This window comes from Paenibacillus wulumuqiensis (assembly GCF_000971965.1).
Lineage (GTDB): Bacteria > Bacillota > Bacilli > Paenibacillales > Paenibacillaceae > Saccharibacillus > Saccharibacillus wulumuqiensis.
The window spans coordinates 355,324-370,943 of the sequence record NZ_KQ040792.1 but is presented as its reverse complement, the minus strand read 5'-3'; the positions used below and the strand labels follow the sequence as shown (position 1 = coordinate 370,943).

Genomic DNA, 15,620 nt, shown 5'->3' with positions numbered 1-15,620 from the left:
TTTGAAGGAGATTGCGTTATAATTATAATATGTTTGATAAAATATAATTTTGCAAAATAAAAGATGCGGGGAGATGGAATAATGTCTGTTTACGATTATTCTGCTGCAACGATTGATAAGGAAGAGAAATCTCTATCCGATTACCAGGGCAAGGCGCTGCTGATCGTCAATACAGCGAGCGGTTGCGGTCTGACTCCTCAATACGAAGGATTGCAAAAGTTATACGATACGTACAAAGATTCCGGATTGGAAGTGCTGGGCTTCCCGTGCAACCAGTTTATGGGCCAGGAGCCGGGCACCGAAGAAGAGATCAAGGATTTCTGCCAGGTGAACTACAGCGTTAGCTTCCCCTTGTTCGCCAAGGTCGATGTAAAGGGCGAGAACGCACATCCGCTGTACCGTTATCTGGTCGATGCTGCACCTGAGCCGTCCCGTACCGGTGATATCGAGTGGAACTTTGCCAAATTCCTGGTGGATGCCAAAGGGAATGTAGTCAAACAGTACCCATCCCGTCTGGACCCGGCCGAGATTGAAGCCGATATTCAAAAAGTACTTGCTGGAGAAGCCGTTTCCTGACTTCTCTCTCCCATTTCTGGGTAAATATACTTGGTTCCACGTCACTGTCACATAGTCAGGCAACTTATACTTATATTCCATTTCAGGAGGATGATGAATTATGGCATTAACATTTACAGACATGGTCACACAGGCAAGAAACAACGTTCCGGGTGTTACTTCCCAGGAAGCACGCGAGAAAATCAACAGCAACCCCAACACACTCGTTATCGACGTACAGGATGCGGCTGATGCCGGTGCCTGCGGTCTGATCCCAAGCGGCGTGAACATCTCACTGGGCATGCTGCCGATCCGTGCGGATCTGGGTGTACCTGCCGAGCTGCGCGACGAGCGTCTGAGCGATCGCAGCCGTCCGGTACTGGTAACCTGCGGTGCAGGCGGCCAGGCAGCTCTGGGCGCATACGCACTGAAGATGATGGGCTTCACCGATGTGGCTTACATCGATGGCGGTACAGCAGCATGGAAACAAGCCGGCTTTGAAGTAGAAGAAGCGTAAACCCCTTACGCTCTGCATAAAGGCATCCCCTTTTACCCCTTATATAACCATAACGAATCCCCCTGCAGAACACGACTGCAGGGGGATTTTTTGATAGATATCTTTTTGAGAGCAGCCTTTTTGATATATACAATCCATTTCCCTCTGTGCCTGGGGCAAAATGCACATTATTAAGGAGTACGGCGACACTACCGATGTGCTCGAAGATACGTATCTCAATACGAAGATCTGAACCCCCAAAACCAATGGATGCGTGAATACGTGATATTGACGTTTTAATTGCATTTTCTCCCCGTTAGCAGAATCTCATATCAAAATACTGCTATATGTTTAGCCATGATAACTAAATGGGTAATGTTTCTCACAGCCGTACGCCATCTACGACAGATCTGCGCTATGAGAGTAATCCGCTCTCTATCTCTTGCCTGGTCGGCAGATCGTCCGCTTGAATAGAGGAAAAAAGGGGATGTATACATGAATCGCAATGTAACAATGATGCAATTTTTTGAGTGGCATGTCGAAGCGGATGGTTCACATTGGAAGAGGCTGCAGGATATCGCTCCCGAGCTGAAGCAGGCCGGAATCGGCACACTCTGGATTCCTCCTGTTACCAAAGGACACACGCCGCAGGATACCGGTTACGGCGTTTACGATTTGTATGATCTCGGCGAATTTGATCAAAAAGGCGCTGTCGGCACAAAGTACGGTACCAAAAAGGAACTGCTTGACGCGATTGCCGTCTGTCATCGGCTTGGCATGAACGTGTATATCGACCTGGTAATGAACCACAAAGCAGGTGCGGATGAGACGGAAGTCTTTCAAGTGGTCGAGGTCGATCCTAACAATCGGACAGAGGTCATCTCTGAACCTTTTGAGATTGAAGGCTGGACCAAGTTCACTTTTCCCGGACGCGGTGATACGTACTCTGCAATGAAGTGGGATTACCGACATTTTAACGGAACCGACTATGATAACCGTGAGGGACGGACAGGCATCTTCCGTATCGCTGACGGGGACAAGCAGTGGAATGAAAATGTCGATAACGAGTTCGGCAACTATGATTACCTCATGTTCGCCAATATCGATTACAACATGCCGGAAGTGCGCGACGAGATGATCAACTGGGGCAAATGGATGATCGACACAACCCGCTGTGACGGCTTCCGCCTGGATGCCATCAAGCATATTAACTATGAGTTCATCCGCAACTTTGTCGGTGAGATGATCAGCAAGCGCGGACAGGACTTCTACATCGTCGGTGAGTTCTGGAATCCGGAGCTGGCGGCCTGCCAGGAGTTCCTCGATACGGTCGATTACCAGATTGACCTGTTCGACGTCTCCCTGCACTACAAGCTGCATGCAGCTTCCATATCCGGCAACTCATTCGATCTGTCGACCATCTTCAACGATACGCTCGTACAGACGCATCCGACGCATGCGGTCACCTTTGTCGACAACCACGATTCCCAGCCCAATGAAGCGCTGGAATCCTGGATCGAAGACTGGTTCAAGCCGCTCGCCTACTCGCTGATTTTGCTGCGCCAGGAAGGCTATCCATGTGTATTCTATGGCGATTACTTTGGGATCGGCGGCGAGAATCCGATTCCGGGCAAAAAGGAAATGCTGGACTGCCTGCTGTATGCCCGTTACCACAAATCCTATGGCGAGCAGGATGATTACTTTGACCATCCGAACACCATCGGCTGGGTGCGCCGAGGCAGCAGCGAGATCGAGCGTTCCGGCTGTGCGGTCGTTATGACCAATGGCGAAGAAGGCGAAAAACGGATGTTCGTCGGTGAAGAACGTGCCGGCGAGATCTGGATCGACCTGACCCGCAACCGTCAGCACCATGTACAGATCGAGGAAGACGGCTGGGCCAACTTCCCGGTCAATGGCGGCAGCGTATCCGTCTGGACACTGCCGGAGACCGATCTGACCGAGGATGAAGTGGAGAGCTATTATGCGTCGCAGCCATGCCTCGCGATTCCGGAAAGCGGCGTACTGGAAGAAGGCTCCGACCTGCTGAACATCGAGCCCTCCGAGCATGATCCTGCTTCCAACGCGGAAGAATCTGCTGCGGACACGTCCGATACACAAGAGGACGAGCCAGGAGAAGATGATCCGGCCGAGGCGAACCCGAGTCCGTCCTGATCACCCCTGAATTCGTAAATCTGTATTATCAAAAGCGTTCCCCTTATACAGCCAAACAGCCGGAAGTCTTCCCTCCTATCAGGACAAGACTTCCGGCTGTTTGGCGTAATAGAACCGCAAGATTTCTGCATGGCAATTATGGTATGTTGGTAAGGAAGAGATACGATGCCTACATACGATTATGGAAAATGGGGTGACCTTGTTGGAAACGTTCAAAGAGCTTTATAACGATACCTTTTTGCAGGAGTTCTCGGCAAGAATGCAGCGGTATGCAACGGATTTCCGGGAGCAGGAATTTTACGATCATGTCCATGCCGCCGGATGGGAACAGCTGGCGTTCAAGCAGCGCATCCGGCGGATCAGCGAAGCGCTGACCGCGGCGCTGTCTCTTCCCTATGAGCAGGTTATTCCGATTCTGCTGGAGGTGGCGCCCGAGTGCACGGGAGTCCAGTATTTATTTCTCCCGGACTATGTGGAGCTGAACGGGCTGGATCATCATGAGCTGTCCATGCATGCACTGGAGCAGCTCACCTGCTACTCCAGTGCAGAGTTCGCGGTGCGTCCTTTTATCCTGCAGGACCCCGAGCGGATGCTGGAGCAGATGAATCGGTGGGCGGATCATGAGAATGAGCATATTCGCCGGCTCGCCAGTGAAGGATTCCGTCCGCGGCTGCCGTGGTCGTTTCAGCTCAAGATGTTCATCATCGACCCGGAGCCAACACTGCGAATACTGGACAAGCTAAAACAGGACCCTTCCCTGTATGTACGCAAAAGCGTCGCCAATCATCTGAATGATATCGCCAAGGATCATCCGGACCGGATAGCCGCTATTGCACGGGAATGGTACGGCAAGCATCCCCATACCGACTGGATTGTTCGCCACGGCTGCCGCACCCTGCTCAAGCAGGATCATCCCGAGGTAATGGACCTGTTCGGTTACCTGCCGAATGAACAGGTTCGGGTGAGTGATCTGGTGGTGAGCACGCCGGAGGTGGAGATTGGCGGAGAGATCGAGCTTACCTTTACCCTGTTCAATGAGACCTCATCTGCCCAGAATCTGCGGATCGATTATGAGGTCGACCTGATGAAAGCCAACGGACGCCACGCCGCCAAGCGTTTTCGCTGGGTATCCCGCGAGTTCGCTCCCGGAGAGCACCCTATGCGCAAAAAACATTCGTTCAAGCTGATCACGACGCGTGTGTATTACCCTGGCGTTCATCATATCCGGCTGTATGTCAATGGCGCGAACCAGGGCGATGTTTCTTTTGTACTGACGGCACCGGGCGGTTAATGACAGGAACTGGTGGATGAGATCCGAAAGTGTTACACTCTTATCGGTCCGGCGTAGGATCATGCAGCTGAAAAGGACAGGCATCCGCATATCGAGGATACGGCTTGTACTCTATATGGCACCTGCTGTCAGGCTTTTGAATACGAGGAGGTACGGGATATGAAAGCACAGGTGGAATTGGTCAAAGCGGATGCAGCAGATGCTGCTGCCATTAGGGACTTGATGATTACAGTGGAAGAAGAGGAACGACGCAGATGGTATACCGATGGAGCAGGTCCTTACATTCCCGGCTTTGACTCTGTCGAAATGCAAAAATACCATCTATGGAATAACACCTATTTCAAAATCATGGTTCAACATAGGCTCGTGGGTGTGCTTCTTATTTCTTATACCGGCAGAGAGCATGCTCGCATAGACCGACTGTATATTGACCCTTCTCAGCAGAATATGGGCATCGGGTCCGCTGCCATTTCCAGTATGGAGGCCCTGTATCCCCAGGTCCGGTTATGGACGCTGGATACAGATCAGAATAGTCCACGCAATCATCACTTTTATGAAAAGATGGGCTATCAGCTGGCAGGACAGAACGATAAGGAGCGGTATTATTTCAAAAATATACCGGGAGAAGAGGAAGAGGCTGCCCACTATACACGCAGCAGGAATCTCGATAATCACAATTTCCGCGATTGCAACTTACATAATACCGATTTCCACGATGTAAACCTGCGGGAGGCCAAATTTACAAACCTGAATATGAGTCATACCTTATTTCAGAACAGCAATTCCAGCTATAACCGATTCACCAATGTTAATTTAAGCCATTCCGTGTTCGGAGACTCCAATATGAGCCAGGCTGAAATCTGCCATGTCAATCTCGCGGGCGCCTATATTCATGACACCAGTCTGGGGACGGACCATCCCTTATTACCAGTGGTTATGGAAAGATGTGATCTTGCCAACAGTACAATATCAGATTCCAATCTGCACAATTTAGCGATCGTTAACAGCAATATCGAGGGAATGACCATCGATGGTATCTCTGTTAGCGAACTGCTGGCAGCATACCAAAAACAGCAGGCATCCGCTACATCCCGACTCGAATAGGTTCCCTCATACCAAAAAGCAGGCACCCTCTCCTACAGGTGCCTGCTTTTTAAATCTATATTCATATGCGGTTATTCGTTATTTCAGTACTTTGATCCGTTCTTCCAGCGGCTTGAATTCCTTGTCTCCTGCCGGAGCGGTCGGTTTGCCGAACGGCATCTGTGCGATCAGTTTCCAGTTCTCCGGAATGTCCCACTCGGCTTTGATTTTCTCGTCGATCAGCGGGTTGTAATGCTGCAGCGATGCGCCGTAGCCTTCCGCTTCCAGCAGGGTCCAGACCAGATACTGGTGCATCCCGGAGGACTGCTGTGACCAGATCGGGAAGTTATCCTGATATGCTTTGAACTGTTCCTGCATCCCGCGGATCACAGACTCATCCTCGAAGAACAGGATCGTACCGTAACCGGCTTTGAAGCTGTCCATTTTTTGCTGGGTCGGTGCAAAGTTCTCGGCAGGTACGATTTCCTTGAGAATATTCGTGGTGAACTCCCACAGCTGGTCATGCTTCTCGCCCAGCAGGATCATCACCCGGGCGCTCTGGGAGTTAAACGCAGAAGGCGTGTGCAGCACAACCTGCTCCACAATCTCCTGAATCCGCTCGTCAGAGGTAACCGCCTCTTTGCTGATTCCATAAATACTTCTGCGGTTCTTCATTGCGCTAAGTATATCAGTCATGAAAATCATCCTCCTTCATATGTGGGTGGATATCATTCCCACTTCATACTTAACCAGTCCGGTAGAAGAAATATCAGCGGCTTACCAAATTAAAGAATTATTGCACAAACAGACATATACCGGTAGATGGCATATGTCTGCTGCTTGTAAGAACGAATCTGCAATCCTAGCTGCTTCGCATGGCTCTGATCATCATGATGACTTTGACCGCTTCGGCCCGTGTCGTCTGACCGGCAGGATCGAAGGTATTGGCCGATTTGCCGTTAATGATTCCGGTCTGCTGCATGGCCGCTACTGCCCCACGTGCCCATGCAGGAATCTTTTTGTCATCCGTAAAGGTAGTCTTCGGCTGGGACATAACATCACTATGCAGCGCTGCGGCTGCCATCACAGCCATTTCGGCGCGGGTTATCCGATCATTCGGACGGAAGGAACCATCCGCATTGCCTTGAACCCAGCCCTGTCGTACCGCCTCGGCAATCGCCGGACGGGCCCAGCTGCCGATGGTCTCTTTATCGGTAAAGGCAAGCGGCGTCTCGCTTCCCGGCAATCCCATGGCCTGAAGCAGCATGACCGCAAATTCGGCGCGGGTCACCGCCTGCCCCGGTTTGAAGGACCCATCGGCATAACCTCTGACAATACCGGCATCTACCGCCTGACGAATGCTCTTTTCGGCCCAGTGTCCGCCAATATCGCTGAGTGTCACCGGTGCAGCATCCGCTGCTGTATCGCTACCTGTAGTCGGCTGTGGTGTGACAGTACTAGTATTCGTATCCGCTGCGAGCACAGCGAATTTGGTGAAATGGTCCACTTGCGCCGTAATCTGATTGCCACTCATCCGACTGCCTTCGACCAGCGTCCAGACGCCTGTACTTTCGTTCAGATAATAGATGCCGGGGGTCTGGCTGCCAGTTAATCCCGATGGATCAAATGTCAGAGTGAGTGTCACCGGAACGTTAAAATTTCGGGAGACATTCTTGAGCAGCTCATACACCGGGCTGACCGGCTTGATTCCACTCGTCCATAATCCCTGTGTATCGCTGTCGGCAAGACGATTGATCGATATCTTCAGTTCTTCCGCTGCCGCATGGGCAGGAATCTGCAGCCGGATACCGGAGCCAATGCTGACTTCCCCCGCACGTCCGATCGGAAGGGTCAGCTGTCCGTTCGTGGAGCTTGCTGTGATCGGTGAACCGGCTGGACGATCATCATCGTCATCGTCTGTTACCGGATTGAGCTGCCATCCGGCATACAGCGTCAGATTGCCGGTGAGTGGTGTCACGCCAAAGCGAAAGCGCTCCGACAGCGCGCCATCGGTATACCAGCCATCGAACCGGTAGCCATTTTTCACCGGCTGTGCAGGTTCTGCGAGCGTACCGCCATATTCCACAAATACATCCTGTACATCCGTGCCACCATAGGTGTTAAATGTTACGGTATAAGCTTCGGTCACCCATTTGGCATACAGCATCAGATCGCCGGTGATCGGTGTAAGATTGAAATCAAATGGCTGAGTACGCGCACTATCCGTATACCAGCCGGCGAACAGATAACCGGTGCGGGATGGCGCAGTTGGCTGCATTGCCTTTTCGCCAGAGATAACAGCCATATCCGCTACTGCCGAACCGCCATACGTATCAAAGCGAACGGTATGACTGTTCACGGTCCAGCGAGCATAGACGGTCAGATTGCCGGTTACTGCCGTATGGTTAAATTCAAATGGTACGGTGAAGGAGGTATCGACATACCAACCGCCAAAGGTATAGCCTGTTTTGGTCGGTGCCGGAGGCTGAACAGCATAGGCTCCATAGTTCACTGTCTGCTCGGCTGCCGGCGACCCGCCCTGGCTGTCAAAAGTAACCGTTCGCGGCAAATACATGCTAAAAGCCACCGTGCTGACATTGCCTGCCGGATCGGTAACAACAAGCAGATGCGAACCTTCCGCATTCACCGCGCTGCCGCTGACAAATGGATGGCCATCCAACACCGCTGTACCTTCATTAAAGGTAATCACCGGTCCGGTCGTATACATCTGTCCATACGTGACGCCCGTCACTACAGGCGGCGTGCGATCAATCGTAAATCGGACACTGGTTGTACCGATATTGTTGGTAACGTTCAGCGTATACGTGCCTTCTGCCGTAATTGCCGTGCCACTTGTATACGGCTGGCCGTTCAATACCGCTGTGCCGCTTGTAAATGAAGGCGTAACTGCCGTATTGTAAATCCCATCATTCTGCACTCCGCTGACAACCGGCGGAGCAGTCTCATTGACAGTGATCGTCACCGTGGCAAGCGAGCTGCCGTAGCTATTGGAGGCTCCGTACGTAAAGCTGTCTGTCCCTACATAATCGGTATGGGGCACATAGCGAAAAGCTCCGCTATTGGACAGCATTACAGTTCCATGCGTGGTGGAATTCACCAAAAACGCACCGGCAGCATTGGAATCATTGCCCAGCACGCCGCTTTCGCTAACGGTAAGCACCTGATTTTTGGACGTGGAATAATTGTCATTTTGCGCAGCTGGCGAGATTCCTTCAAAAGAAGGATAGATCCCTCCAAGAGATACATAATAGATTAATTCCGCCTGGCTGCCATTCGGATTGGGCAGCCCAAAGTTATTCGTGCCATCGCCTCCAAAGTGGTTCCCCAGCAGACTGTATAATGCCTGATTGTCTGCAATGGAAAGCAGCGATCCATTGGCTTGAACAAGAGAATCCACAGTTACGGGAACAGCAAAAGGAAGAAGTCCTCCCAAATATTCCATCCCGGTCACATGATTGTAGTAAGTAGGATCGGTGGAGATCAGATAATGCACATTATCCTGAGGATCGGGCAGATTGGGCAGCTGAAAAGTATTCTTTCCGTCTCCGCCAAACGTAAGGCCGATCCTGGCGTACAGCTCGGGGTAACTGGATATGCTCAGCAGCTGTCCTTTCGCAGGAATCCATCCCGTCGGTGCAAAGTTATACGGGAACAGTCTCACTTCACTCAGCAGGGCATTGCCGATTCCGTGCATTCCTTCATCACGACTCGGAAAAGCTCCCTGCATCGCTATGTAATAACCCATTCCTGCGGGTGCCTTGGCGCGCAGATCAGGCAGTGCAAACGTCGTCTGCCCATTGCCGCCAAAATTGGTACCGATCAATGCAAACAATGCTGTATTGGTCTGAATAGAAAGGTTCTGCCCAGCGGCATAGGTCCACCCTTCCGGAGCAGATGGATAAGGAAACAGCCGAATCTCTCCCAGATATGGTTCTGCTCCCCCTGCAGACGCCTGCTGGATCAGTGTAGACGGGTTAAGCAATCCTCCTGAACAGAACAGAAGCATCATTACTATGCATACTTTGCTCAGCAACCCAAGCTTTTGTTTAATCATTTATTCATCCCCTGTTTCTCTAATATAATCCATCATTTCATAAATACCGGTGCGCCGCTTCGTCTGATGCCGGACAGGTAAGACTATTATGATGATCTAAGTGTAAACGATGCTTTACCGAAAGAAAATCTATTTTAATTTTAATATGAAAATGGATCGAATCCCTTGCTGTCAGGGGCTTGGCGCATATATAGCCCTGTATCTGTTTAGGCGCTGTAAGCATTCGTTTAATAAGCTGTATTGAATGAAGATCCGCGCGCCGGATCAACCTGCTCCAGCAGCAAAGGAGGCGAACCGCCATGATTGAAGTCGGATTAACTGGGTTCGGGGATCATCCCGAACTATATGGAAAAATAAAAGCGCCCGAGCGGCTGCCTGCCTATAGCCAGCATTTCCCGATTGTGGAGATCGATAGTTCCTTTTATGCGGTACAACCGGTCAAAAATGTGACCAAATGGGTCGAACAGACACCGGAGCATTTTGGCTTTATTTTCAAGGCGTATCAGGGCATGACCGGGCATCTGCGCGGCAAAAAGAACTACTTTGATACCAAGGAAGAGATGTTCGAGGCGTTCCATGTATCGCTCAAACCGGCGATTGATGCGGGCAAGCTGAGGATGGCACTGTTCCAGTATCCGCCATGGTTTGACTGCAACCGGGACAATGTGGAGACACTGCGCGAGACGCGTGAACTGATGAAAGACGTCCCATGTGCGCTGGAGTTCCGCAACCAGACATGGTACATGCCGGAGTTCCGTGAGCGTACGCTGGAATTCATGCGTAAGGAAGGCTGGATTCATACGATTGTGGATGAGCCGCAGGCCGGAATGGGCTCAATCCCGATCATTACGGCTGCCACATCCCGGCAGGCGACCTATGTGCGCATGCACGGCCGCAATGTGGATGGCTGGCACAAGAGCAGCCACCCGGACTGGCGCAAGCTGCGGTACTTGTACAACTACAATACCGAGGAACTGACCGAGTGGCGTGACCGCCTGCTGCAGCTGCAGGAACAGACGGATCATATCTACATCGTGTTCAACAACAACTCGGCAGGCGATGCCACACCTAATGCCCAGGAGCTGATCCGGATGCTGGCGGAAAAGGAAGCCTTGTCGGAGAAGCATAATATCAGCAGCAGCAGCTGAGCGAGGAATCTGCGTCACTGTCTGGCAGACAGTGGATAAAGGGTTCATTCGTTGCAAGTATAATTGGATTACAGATTATCCAGGCACATCAAACAGCCGATCCTTTGGGAGATCGGCTGTTTTTGCTGTATTCTGTACTGCTGCAAGGATTATTCGCTTATACATACACAATATTATTCATTTATGTATAATTATTCATCCTTGCATGAATATTCATTTATTCTCGCGGGCTTATGCATCCGCATAACTTGACCGAATGCCTGGGGATAGGCTGTGGATAATTTTATCCAGAATAGCTTAAATAAGTATATACTTCAATTGATCAACAATTACTTTATTACGTGTTATTTGTTTATTACTGCTATTTGTTCTTTTATGCGTCTATGGGCAGTTCCCGGTTGCGGCGGATGCTGTAGCCCACCGGTCCACCAGGCACACCTTTTATTTCAAGCACGCCGTTGTAGACCAGTTCCCGAAGACGATATTCCCAAAAGGCATCACCTGTAAACTGTTCATTATAGGCCATCGCCTCAGCAATCAGCCGGGCAGCAATAAGGAAATCGTTATTGCCGGAAGTCGGCGGCCGAAGTTTATCCAGCTTGTCCAGCAAATAGGCATCATGGTAATCCACCGGAACTTCCTGCACCTGGTGGTTGTTCCATATGCGCAAGACACCGTTCTGCTGCGTAAGTGTCTGCCATTCAGCAGATAGCTGCCCACGCTGCCCGGCATCGAGATAATGTGTATCGTTCCCGGTCATTTGCAGTACCTGCTGCAGCTTGGCGGAAGGAATCTCGCCGGAATGATGATAATGCTGGGCGGCATCCTCACTGTTGTACAGCTGCTCGCAGATAGCACATGGATTATATACCGCTATTTGTTGAGGCAGGCTGCGCAGCAGATAAAGGGCATGCCGCAGCCCCATTTGCTCACAGGCATTATCATCGGCCCAGATGATAATACGGGCCTGCTCCGGAATCCGGGCTATATCGTCCAGCAGCTCGGTGTACTGCTCCTCGGCCGGCTCCCTTTCATTCGCGCAGCCGGCGATATGGTTCCTGAACCATTCACTTCGCGCAGCCCTTCCCGCTGCCGAATCCAGATGCTGCACCGGTCCAATCGCATAATTCTCGGTCAGTACAATCAGCTTGTGGGAGCCCGATGGGTCTTCTTTGGCCAGCGCGACCTTCATACTGCCGGCTATGGAAGTGCCGCAAACGATATGGACATGAGTGCAGTGATCATCCGGTCTCCATGTTTCCTGCCTGTTCAAATGGAATCGCCTCCTGATGCGCTGTACAGCGCGTATTTATTTCCATTGTAACAGGCTGCATCCCATCAGGACAAAATGCGCTTCTGACCGCTCAGTTCCTGGATCGGCTTGATATTCTGTGTAAATTCCAGCGTGCCCATATACGTGCCTTCCGCATCACGAACAGCAAAGTAGCGGATATAGACAAACTTGTCCTTGAGCGGAATCCAGAAATCCTCGGCATCCTTGCGGCCTGCCTTGAAGTCAGCCAGCAGCTCATTCACCACATGTACACTTTGCGGCGGATGGCAGTTCTGCACGGTCCGTCCGATCACGGCTTTGGTGCGGGCGAAGATCCGCTCCTTACCATGGGAAAAGTAGCGTACCACATCATTCTCATCGATAAAGGTCAGATCGACCGGCAGATGATTGAGCATCGTCTCCAGCTGATGAATGGACAGTATCCCGGTGCCCATACGAACCAGACCATCCTGCAGCGGCGATAGATTCCCCTCTGCTCCACCCGGCTGGGCACCTGCTTCCGTAGAGGCTCCGTCTGCATTCTGCTGTAATGTCGGCTCGGGTGCACGCTCTGGAATCCACTCCTGCTCGGGAGGGACGAGACAGTAACCGATCTCGGCACTTTCCCGGGCGATCTGCAGCCATTCATCTTCGGTCAGCGTCTCCAGCGCCATCGGCAGCAGAATATGCTCTTCCTTGAAGATCATATCGGTCACTTCCTGCAGCACCCGCTCCATCAGACCGAGCAGATCCTCGGCAGAGACCGGCTCCATCTGATCCACCGCCGCATAGCCGGTCAGCAGTCCCTTGATCTCTTTGAGCCCCAGCCGGATGCCGTCATCTACGCCCCACATTACCTGAGTCGGTCCGTGAATCCCGTACTTCTCCAGAAACGGAAACAGCAGATTTTCCTTGCGGCTGTAGTGCTTGTCCACGTCATACAGCAGGTTCATATCCTCCAGCAGCTGGATGCGGTGGGACTCACTTTGCTCCCGGCGGAAGCGATCCATATGCAGGGACAGGGTAAACTGTACCAGCCGTTCAATCGCCCGGTTCTCCATTTTAAAAGTATGCACCGGGTGTCCCGGCTGCTCTTCCGGTGCACCCGCTGCCGGGCGGTGAATATCGTCGATAGAGCCTTTGAACATCTCGGCGTGTACACTGCACAGCCGCTGGACTTCGCTGACCGGAATGCCTTCCTCTTCCATCAGCGCCTGCTCCAACCGGGAGATCTCGGCGACAGAGATATGGCCGACTGCCTCGCGGAAACGTTCTTTGACATCATTTACACTTTGACCGTCATGCAGTTCCTTGATCAGCTGCTTGAGTATATCCTGACGCTGCGCATTTACGGTATGGGAATCAGGCTGTTCACCTGTATAGGGTCCTCTTGCTTCACGGTTGTTAATCAGCTCGCTCATTGTTCATTTCCTCCCTGGTGGTCATGAGTACGGTATATCCATGCTGTGCAAATGCCTGGCGGATCTGTTCGGGATGGATCCGTCTCAGAGCGGCACCTTTTTCCAGTGTCATAAAGCGTCCGGCGGTCTGCAGCATGCCGGGACGTGTAATATCGGTAAAGCCAATTTCCTGCATAATCGTAATAATATGCGGGTCTCTGGCGGCCAGTTCAGCAACGGGAAGATTCATGGCAATCACTTTGCTCATTATGCTGTCCCTTTCGTTAGAACATATGCGTTTTGAAGCGTAATATGCTTATAACTGTACGATAGCATGCCGGGAAAACCGACTTAGTGATTGTAATCACTACCTGCAGCAGCAGACATTTTATAATGAAACTATAGCCGCCTGTATGAGGTGTGCTGCCTGCCTATGCTGTAATCATAATGAGGTTAATGAAGGGATAGATGAATTATGGAACATACATCATTAAGCCAATTTCAACCGTACGAGAATGAGCGCTTCACCAAGCGCATTATATTCAAGCAGCCGGAAAGCACCGTGTTTACACTGAACTTTGAACCCGGCCAGCAGCTGCCTGCCCACCGCCACCCCGGAGCCGATGTGTATATTCTGGTGAGCGAAGGAACAGGGATGATCGATTGTGATGGAACCGAGACTCCGGTAGCCGCAGGGGATGTAGTGCATGTACAGGGCAAGGAACTGATGTCGTATCGCAGCGGGGATCATGATCGGTCGAGCCTGTATGTTACGCTGGTGAATATTCCTGATCCGGGGTATGCACAGGATCTGGGGTAATCGGTAGTTCATCCATATATAGGCAAACAAACGGCTTGAACCAAAGCTTTCCATTCATTTGGAAAAGGCTGGGGTCCAAGCCGTTTGCTATGTAGAAGTACAGTAATCTAGCTAGTGTTTACATATAATGCAGGCTGCATATTTTAAATTGAAATCACTTCTTTTCATTCACTTATTCAAATACAAACCTATCCATCCAGCTGCTCTGCACCTTGCGTCGGACACTGTAATATCGCATCCCCGCAGGTATTCCCTGCACTTCCAATACGCCGCTGTAAATCATTTCCCGGAGACGATATTCATAATACGCATCCCCGATAAAACGATCTGAGCATCCATACACCTCACCAATCACACGTGCTGCCCGGCAAAATTCGTATTGCCCATCTTCAGAATGATTGCTCACTGTATCCAGCCGCTGGAGGATGTCCTGATCGAAATAGTCAGGCGCCACCTGCCGGATCTGTCCCTCGTCCAGAATACGCAGTACGCTCTGCTGGCTGGAAAGTTCTCTCCACTCTGCTGCCAGCTGCTGCTTATATTGACTGCTGAGTACGGCAGATTCATTCCTATGCTGCAGTGCATATTCCATTTGTTGTAATCCCAGTTCACCCGAATAACGGTATTCACATTGGGCTCCCGGATGATCCAGAGCATACTTTTCCTCAGCGAGCGCGCACGGATTGCATAGAACTATCGGATTGGGCAATTTCTGTAATAAGGAGACGGCATGGCGAAGGCCTATCTCCTCCACCTCATTGTCGTCTGCCCAGATAATTATTTGGGACTGCGGTGGAATACTGCCGATCTGATCCAGCAGCCTGCTGTATTCCTGCTCCAGATCGGATTGCTCGCTGTAATAATCCCGGTGCTCTGCGATATTGTTTTCCAACCAGGTACTACGTAACGCTCTGCCTTCTTCCGTATCCAGATCAAGCGGACCTATCGCATAGTTCTCAGGCAGAACGATTATTTTCTGCCATTCCGATACACCGGTCGATTCCAGTACCATTTGCATAATGCCTCCCTGGGAATCGCCGAAGACCATATGAATATGCGTGCAAGCCGGATGGATCTGCCGGAGCTGACGCCTTTCAGTACGATGCAGCAGATTTTCATAGAGGTTCACATAACCGTTAAGCAGATCTGCTGCAGGTACCTCTCCATCAGCCGTTTGCAGGCGGTTCGTCTGGGCGAGAAACTGGTGCAGATAATAATCCCGCTCCGAAGCACTTAATTGTGCCACCATCCCTTTAATCCGCAGTATATCTTCTACCTCCATCTTTTCTACTTCCTTTCCACAAAAA

The 15,620-nt window shown here is 51.2% G+C and carries 13 protein-coding genes; 7 read left to right on the top strand and 6 right to left on the bottom strand.

What is annotated here, in order from left to right; all coding sequences use genetic code 11:
• Positions 1–81: 81 nt before the first annotated feature.
• The 5 genes from WH45_RS01600 (at position 82) to WH45_RS01580 (ending at position 5,618) form a co-directional block, all read left to right on the top strand.
• A complete protein-coding gene (locus tag WH45_RS01600; protein ID WP_046212632.1) occupies positions 82–576 on the top strand; it encodes a glutathione peroxidase in 495 nt (164 codons plus the stop codon).
• Between the two features lie 100 nt (positions 577–676).
• The gene (locus WH45_RS01595) at positions 677–1,072 is read left to right on the top strand and encodes a rhodanese-like domain-containing protein (RefSeq protein WP_046212631.1); all 396 of its coding nucleotides are present in this window, start codon (positions 677–679) and stop codon (positions 1,070–1,072) included.
• A gap of 474 nt (positions 1,073–1,546) precedes the next feature.
• On the top strand, positions 1,547–3,223 hold the full coding sequence (locus WH45_RS01590; RefSeq protein ID WP_046212630.1) for an alpha-amylase: 1,677 nt from the start codon (positions 1,547–1,549) through the stop codon (positions 3,221–3,223).
• 202 nt (positions 3,224–3,425) lie between these two features.
• Positions 3,426–4,514: a DNA alkylation repair protein gene (locus WH45_RS01585; protein ID WP_407667994.1), complete on the top strand. Its 1,089-nt coding sequence runs from the start codon at positions 3,426–3,428 to the stop codon at positions 4,512–4,514.
• Between the two features lie 159 nt (positions 4,515–4,673).
• Positions 4,674–5,618 (top strand): GNAT family N-acetyltransferase, encoded by a 945-nt coding sequence (locus WH45_RS01580; RefSeq protein ID WP_046212629.1) that lies wholly within the window; start codon positions 4,674–4,676, stop codon positions 5,616–5,618.
• A gap of 78 nt (positions 5,619–5,696) precedes the next feature.
• On the opposite strand, the gene WH45_RS01575 is transcribed toward WH45_RS01580, so the two are convergent.
• The gene (locus tag WH45_RS01575; protein WP_046212628.1) at positions 5,697–6,293 is read right to left on the bottom strand and encodes a nitroreductase family protein; all 597 of its coding nucleotides are present in this window, start codon (positions 6,291–6,293) and stop codon (positions 5,697–5,699) included.
• A gap of 166 nt (positions 6,294–6,459) precedes the next feature.
• Entirely contained in the window at positions 6,460–9,672 is a 3,213-nt protein-coding gene (locus tag WH45_RS22670) for a tail fiber protein (RefSeq protein WP_052723567.1), read from the bottom strand.
• 299 nt (positions 9,673–9,971) lie between these two features.
• Between WH45_RS22670 and WH45_RS01565 the strand changes: the two genes are divergently transcribed.
• Positions 9,972–10,820 (top strand): DUF72 domain-containing protein, encoded by an 849-nt coding sequence (locus WH45_RS01565; RefSeq protein ID WP_046212627.1) that lies wholly within the window; start codon positions 9,972–9,974, stop codon positions 10,818–10,820.
• 373 nt (positions 10,821–11,193) lie between these two features.
• On the opposite strand, the gene WH45_RS01560 is transcribed toward WH45_RS01565, so the two are convergent.
• The 3 genes from WH45_RS01560 to WH45_RS01550 all read right to left on the bottom strand — a co-directional run bounded on the left by WH45_RS01560 (position 11,194) and on the right by WH45_RS01550 (position 13,761).
• The gene (locus WH45_RS01560; protein WP_052723566.1) at positions 11,194–12,093 is read right to left on the bottom strand and encodes a DUF1835 domain-containing protein; all 900 of its coding nucleotides are present in this window, start codon (positions 12,091–12,093) and stop codon (positions 11,194–11,196) included.
• A gap of 65 nt (positions 12,094–12,158) precedes the next feature.
• Positions 12,159–13,514, bottom strand: a complete 1,356-nt coding sequence (locus WH45_RS01555) for a DUF438 domain-containing protein (RefSeq protein ID WP_046212625.1) — start codon at positions 13,512–13,514, stop codon at positions 12,159–12,161.
• Positions 13,498–13,761 (bottom strand): DUF1858 domain-containing protein, encoded by a 264-nt coding sequence (locus WH45_RS01550; RefSeq protein WP_046212624.1) that lies wholly within the window; start codon positions 13,759–13,761, stop codon positions 13,498–13,500. Before WH45_RS01550 ends, WH45_RS01555 begins: the two co-directional genes overlap by 17 nt.
• A 207-nt stretch (positions 13,762–13,968) precedes the next feature.
• Between WH45_RS01550 and WH45_RS01545 the strand changes: the two genes are divergently transcribed.
• A complete protein-coding gene (locus WH45_RS01545; protein WP_046212623.1) occupies positions 13,969–14,313 on the top strand; it encodes a cupin domain-containing protein in 345 nt (114 codons plus the stop codon).
• 172 nt (positions 14,314–14,485) lie between these two features.
• Here WH45_RS01545 and WH45_RS01540 read toward each other — a convergent pair whose 3' ends face one another.
• Positions 14,486–15,595 (bottom strand): DUF1835 domain-containing protein, encoded by a 1,110-nt coding sequence (locus WH45_RS01540; RefSeq protein ID WP_052723565.1) that lies wholly within the window; start codon positions 15,593–15,595, stop codon positions 14,486–14,488.
• Between the last annotated feature and the right edge of the window lie 25 nt (positions 15,596–15,620).

What these genes read in the sequence shown, in the direction of transcription:
- WH45_RS01600 (WP_046212632.1), top strand. Translation starts at nt 82, where the DNA reads ATGTCTGTTTACGATTATTCTGCTGCAACGATTGATAAGGAAGAGAAA.
- WH45_RS01595 (WP_046212631.1), top strand. Translation starts at nt 677, where the DNA reads ATGGCATTAACATTTACAGACATGGTCACACAGGCAAGAAACAACGTT.
- WH45_RS01590 (WP_046212630.1), top strand. Translation starts at nt 1,547, where the DNA reads ATGAATCGCAATGTAACAATGATGCAATTTTTTGAGTGGCATGTCGAA.
- WH45_RS01580 (WP_046212629.1), top strand. Translation starts at nt 4,674, where the DNA reads ATGAAAGCACAGGTGGAATTGGTCAAAGCGGATGCAGCAGATGCTGCT.
- WH45_RS01575 (WP_046212628.1), bottom strand. Translation starts at nt 6,293, where the DNA reads ATGACTGATATACTTAGCGCAATGAAGAACCGCAGAAGTATTTATGGA.
- WH45_RS22670 (WP_052723567.1), bottom strand. Translation starts at nt 9,672, where the DNA reads ATGATTAAACAAAAGCTTGGGTTGCTGAGCAAAGTATGCATAGTAATG.
- WH45_RS01565 (WP_046212627.1), top strand. Translation starts at nt 9,972, where the DNA reads ATGATTGAAGTCGGATTAACTGGGTTCGGGGATCATCCCGAACTATAT.
- WH45_RS01555 (WP_046212625.1), bottom strand. Translation starts at nt 13,514, where the DNA reads ATGAGCGAGCTGATTAACAACCGTGAAGCAAGAGGACCCTATACAGGT.
- WH45_RS01550 (WP_046212624.1), bottom strand. Translation starts at nt 13,761, where the DNA reads ATGAGCAAAGTGATTGCCATGAATCTTCCCGTTGCTGAACTGGCCGCC.
- WH45_RS01545 (WP_046212623.1), top strand. Translation starts at nt 13,969, where the DNA reads ATGGAACATACATCATTAAGCCAATTTCAACCGTACGAGAATGAGCGC.
- WH45_RS01540 (WP_052723565.1), bottom strand. Translation starts at nt 15,595, where the DNA reads ATGGAGGTAGAAGATATACTGCGGATTAAAGGGATGGTGGCACAATTA.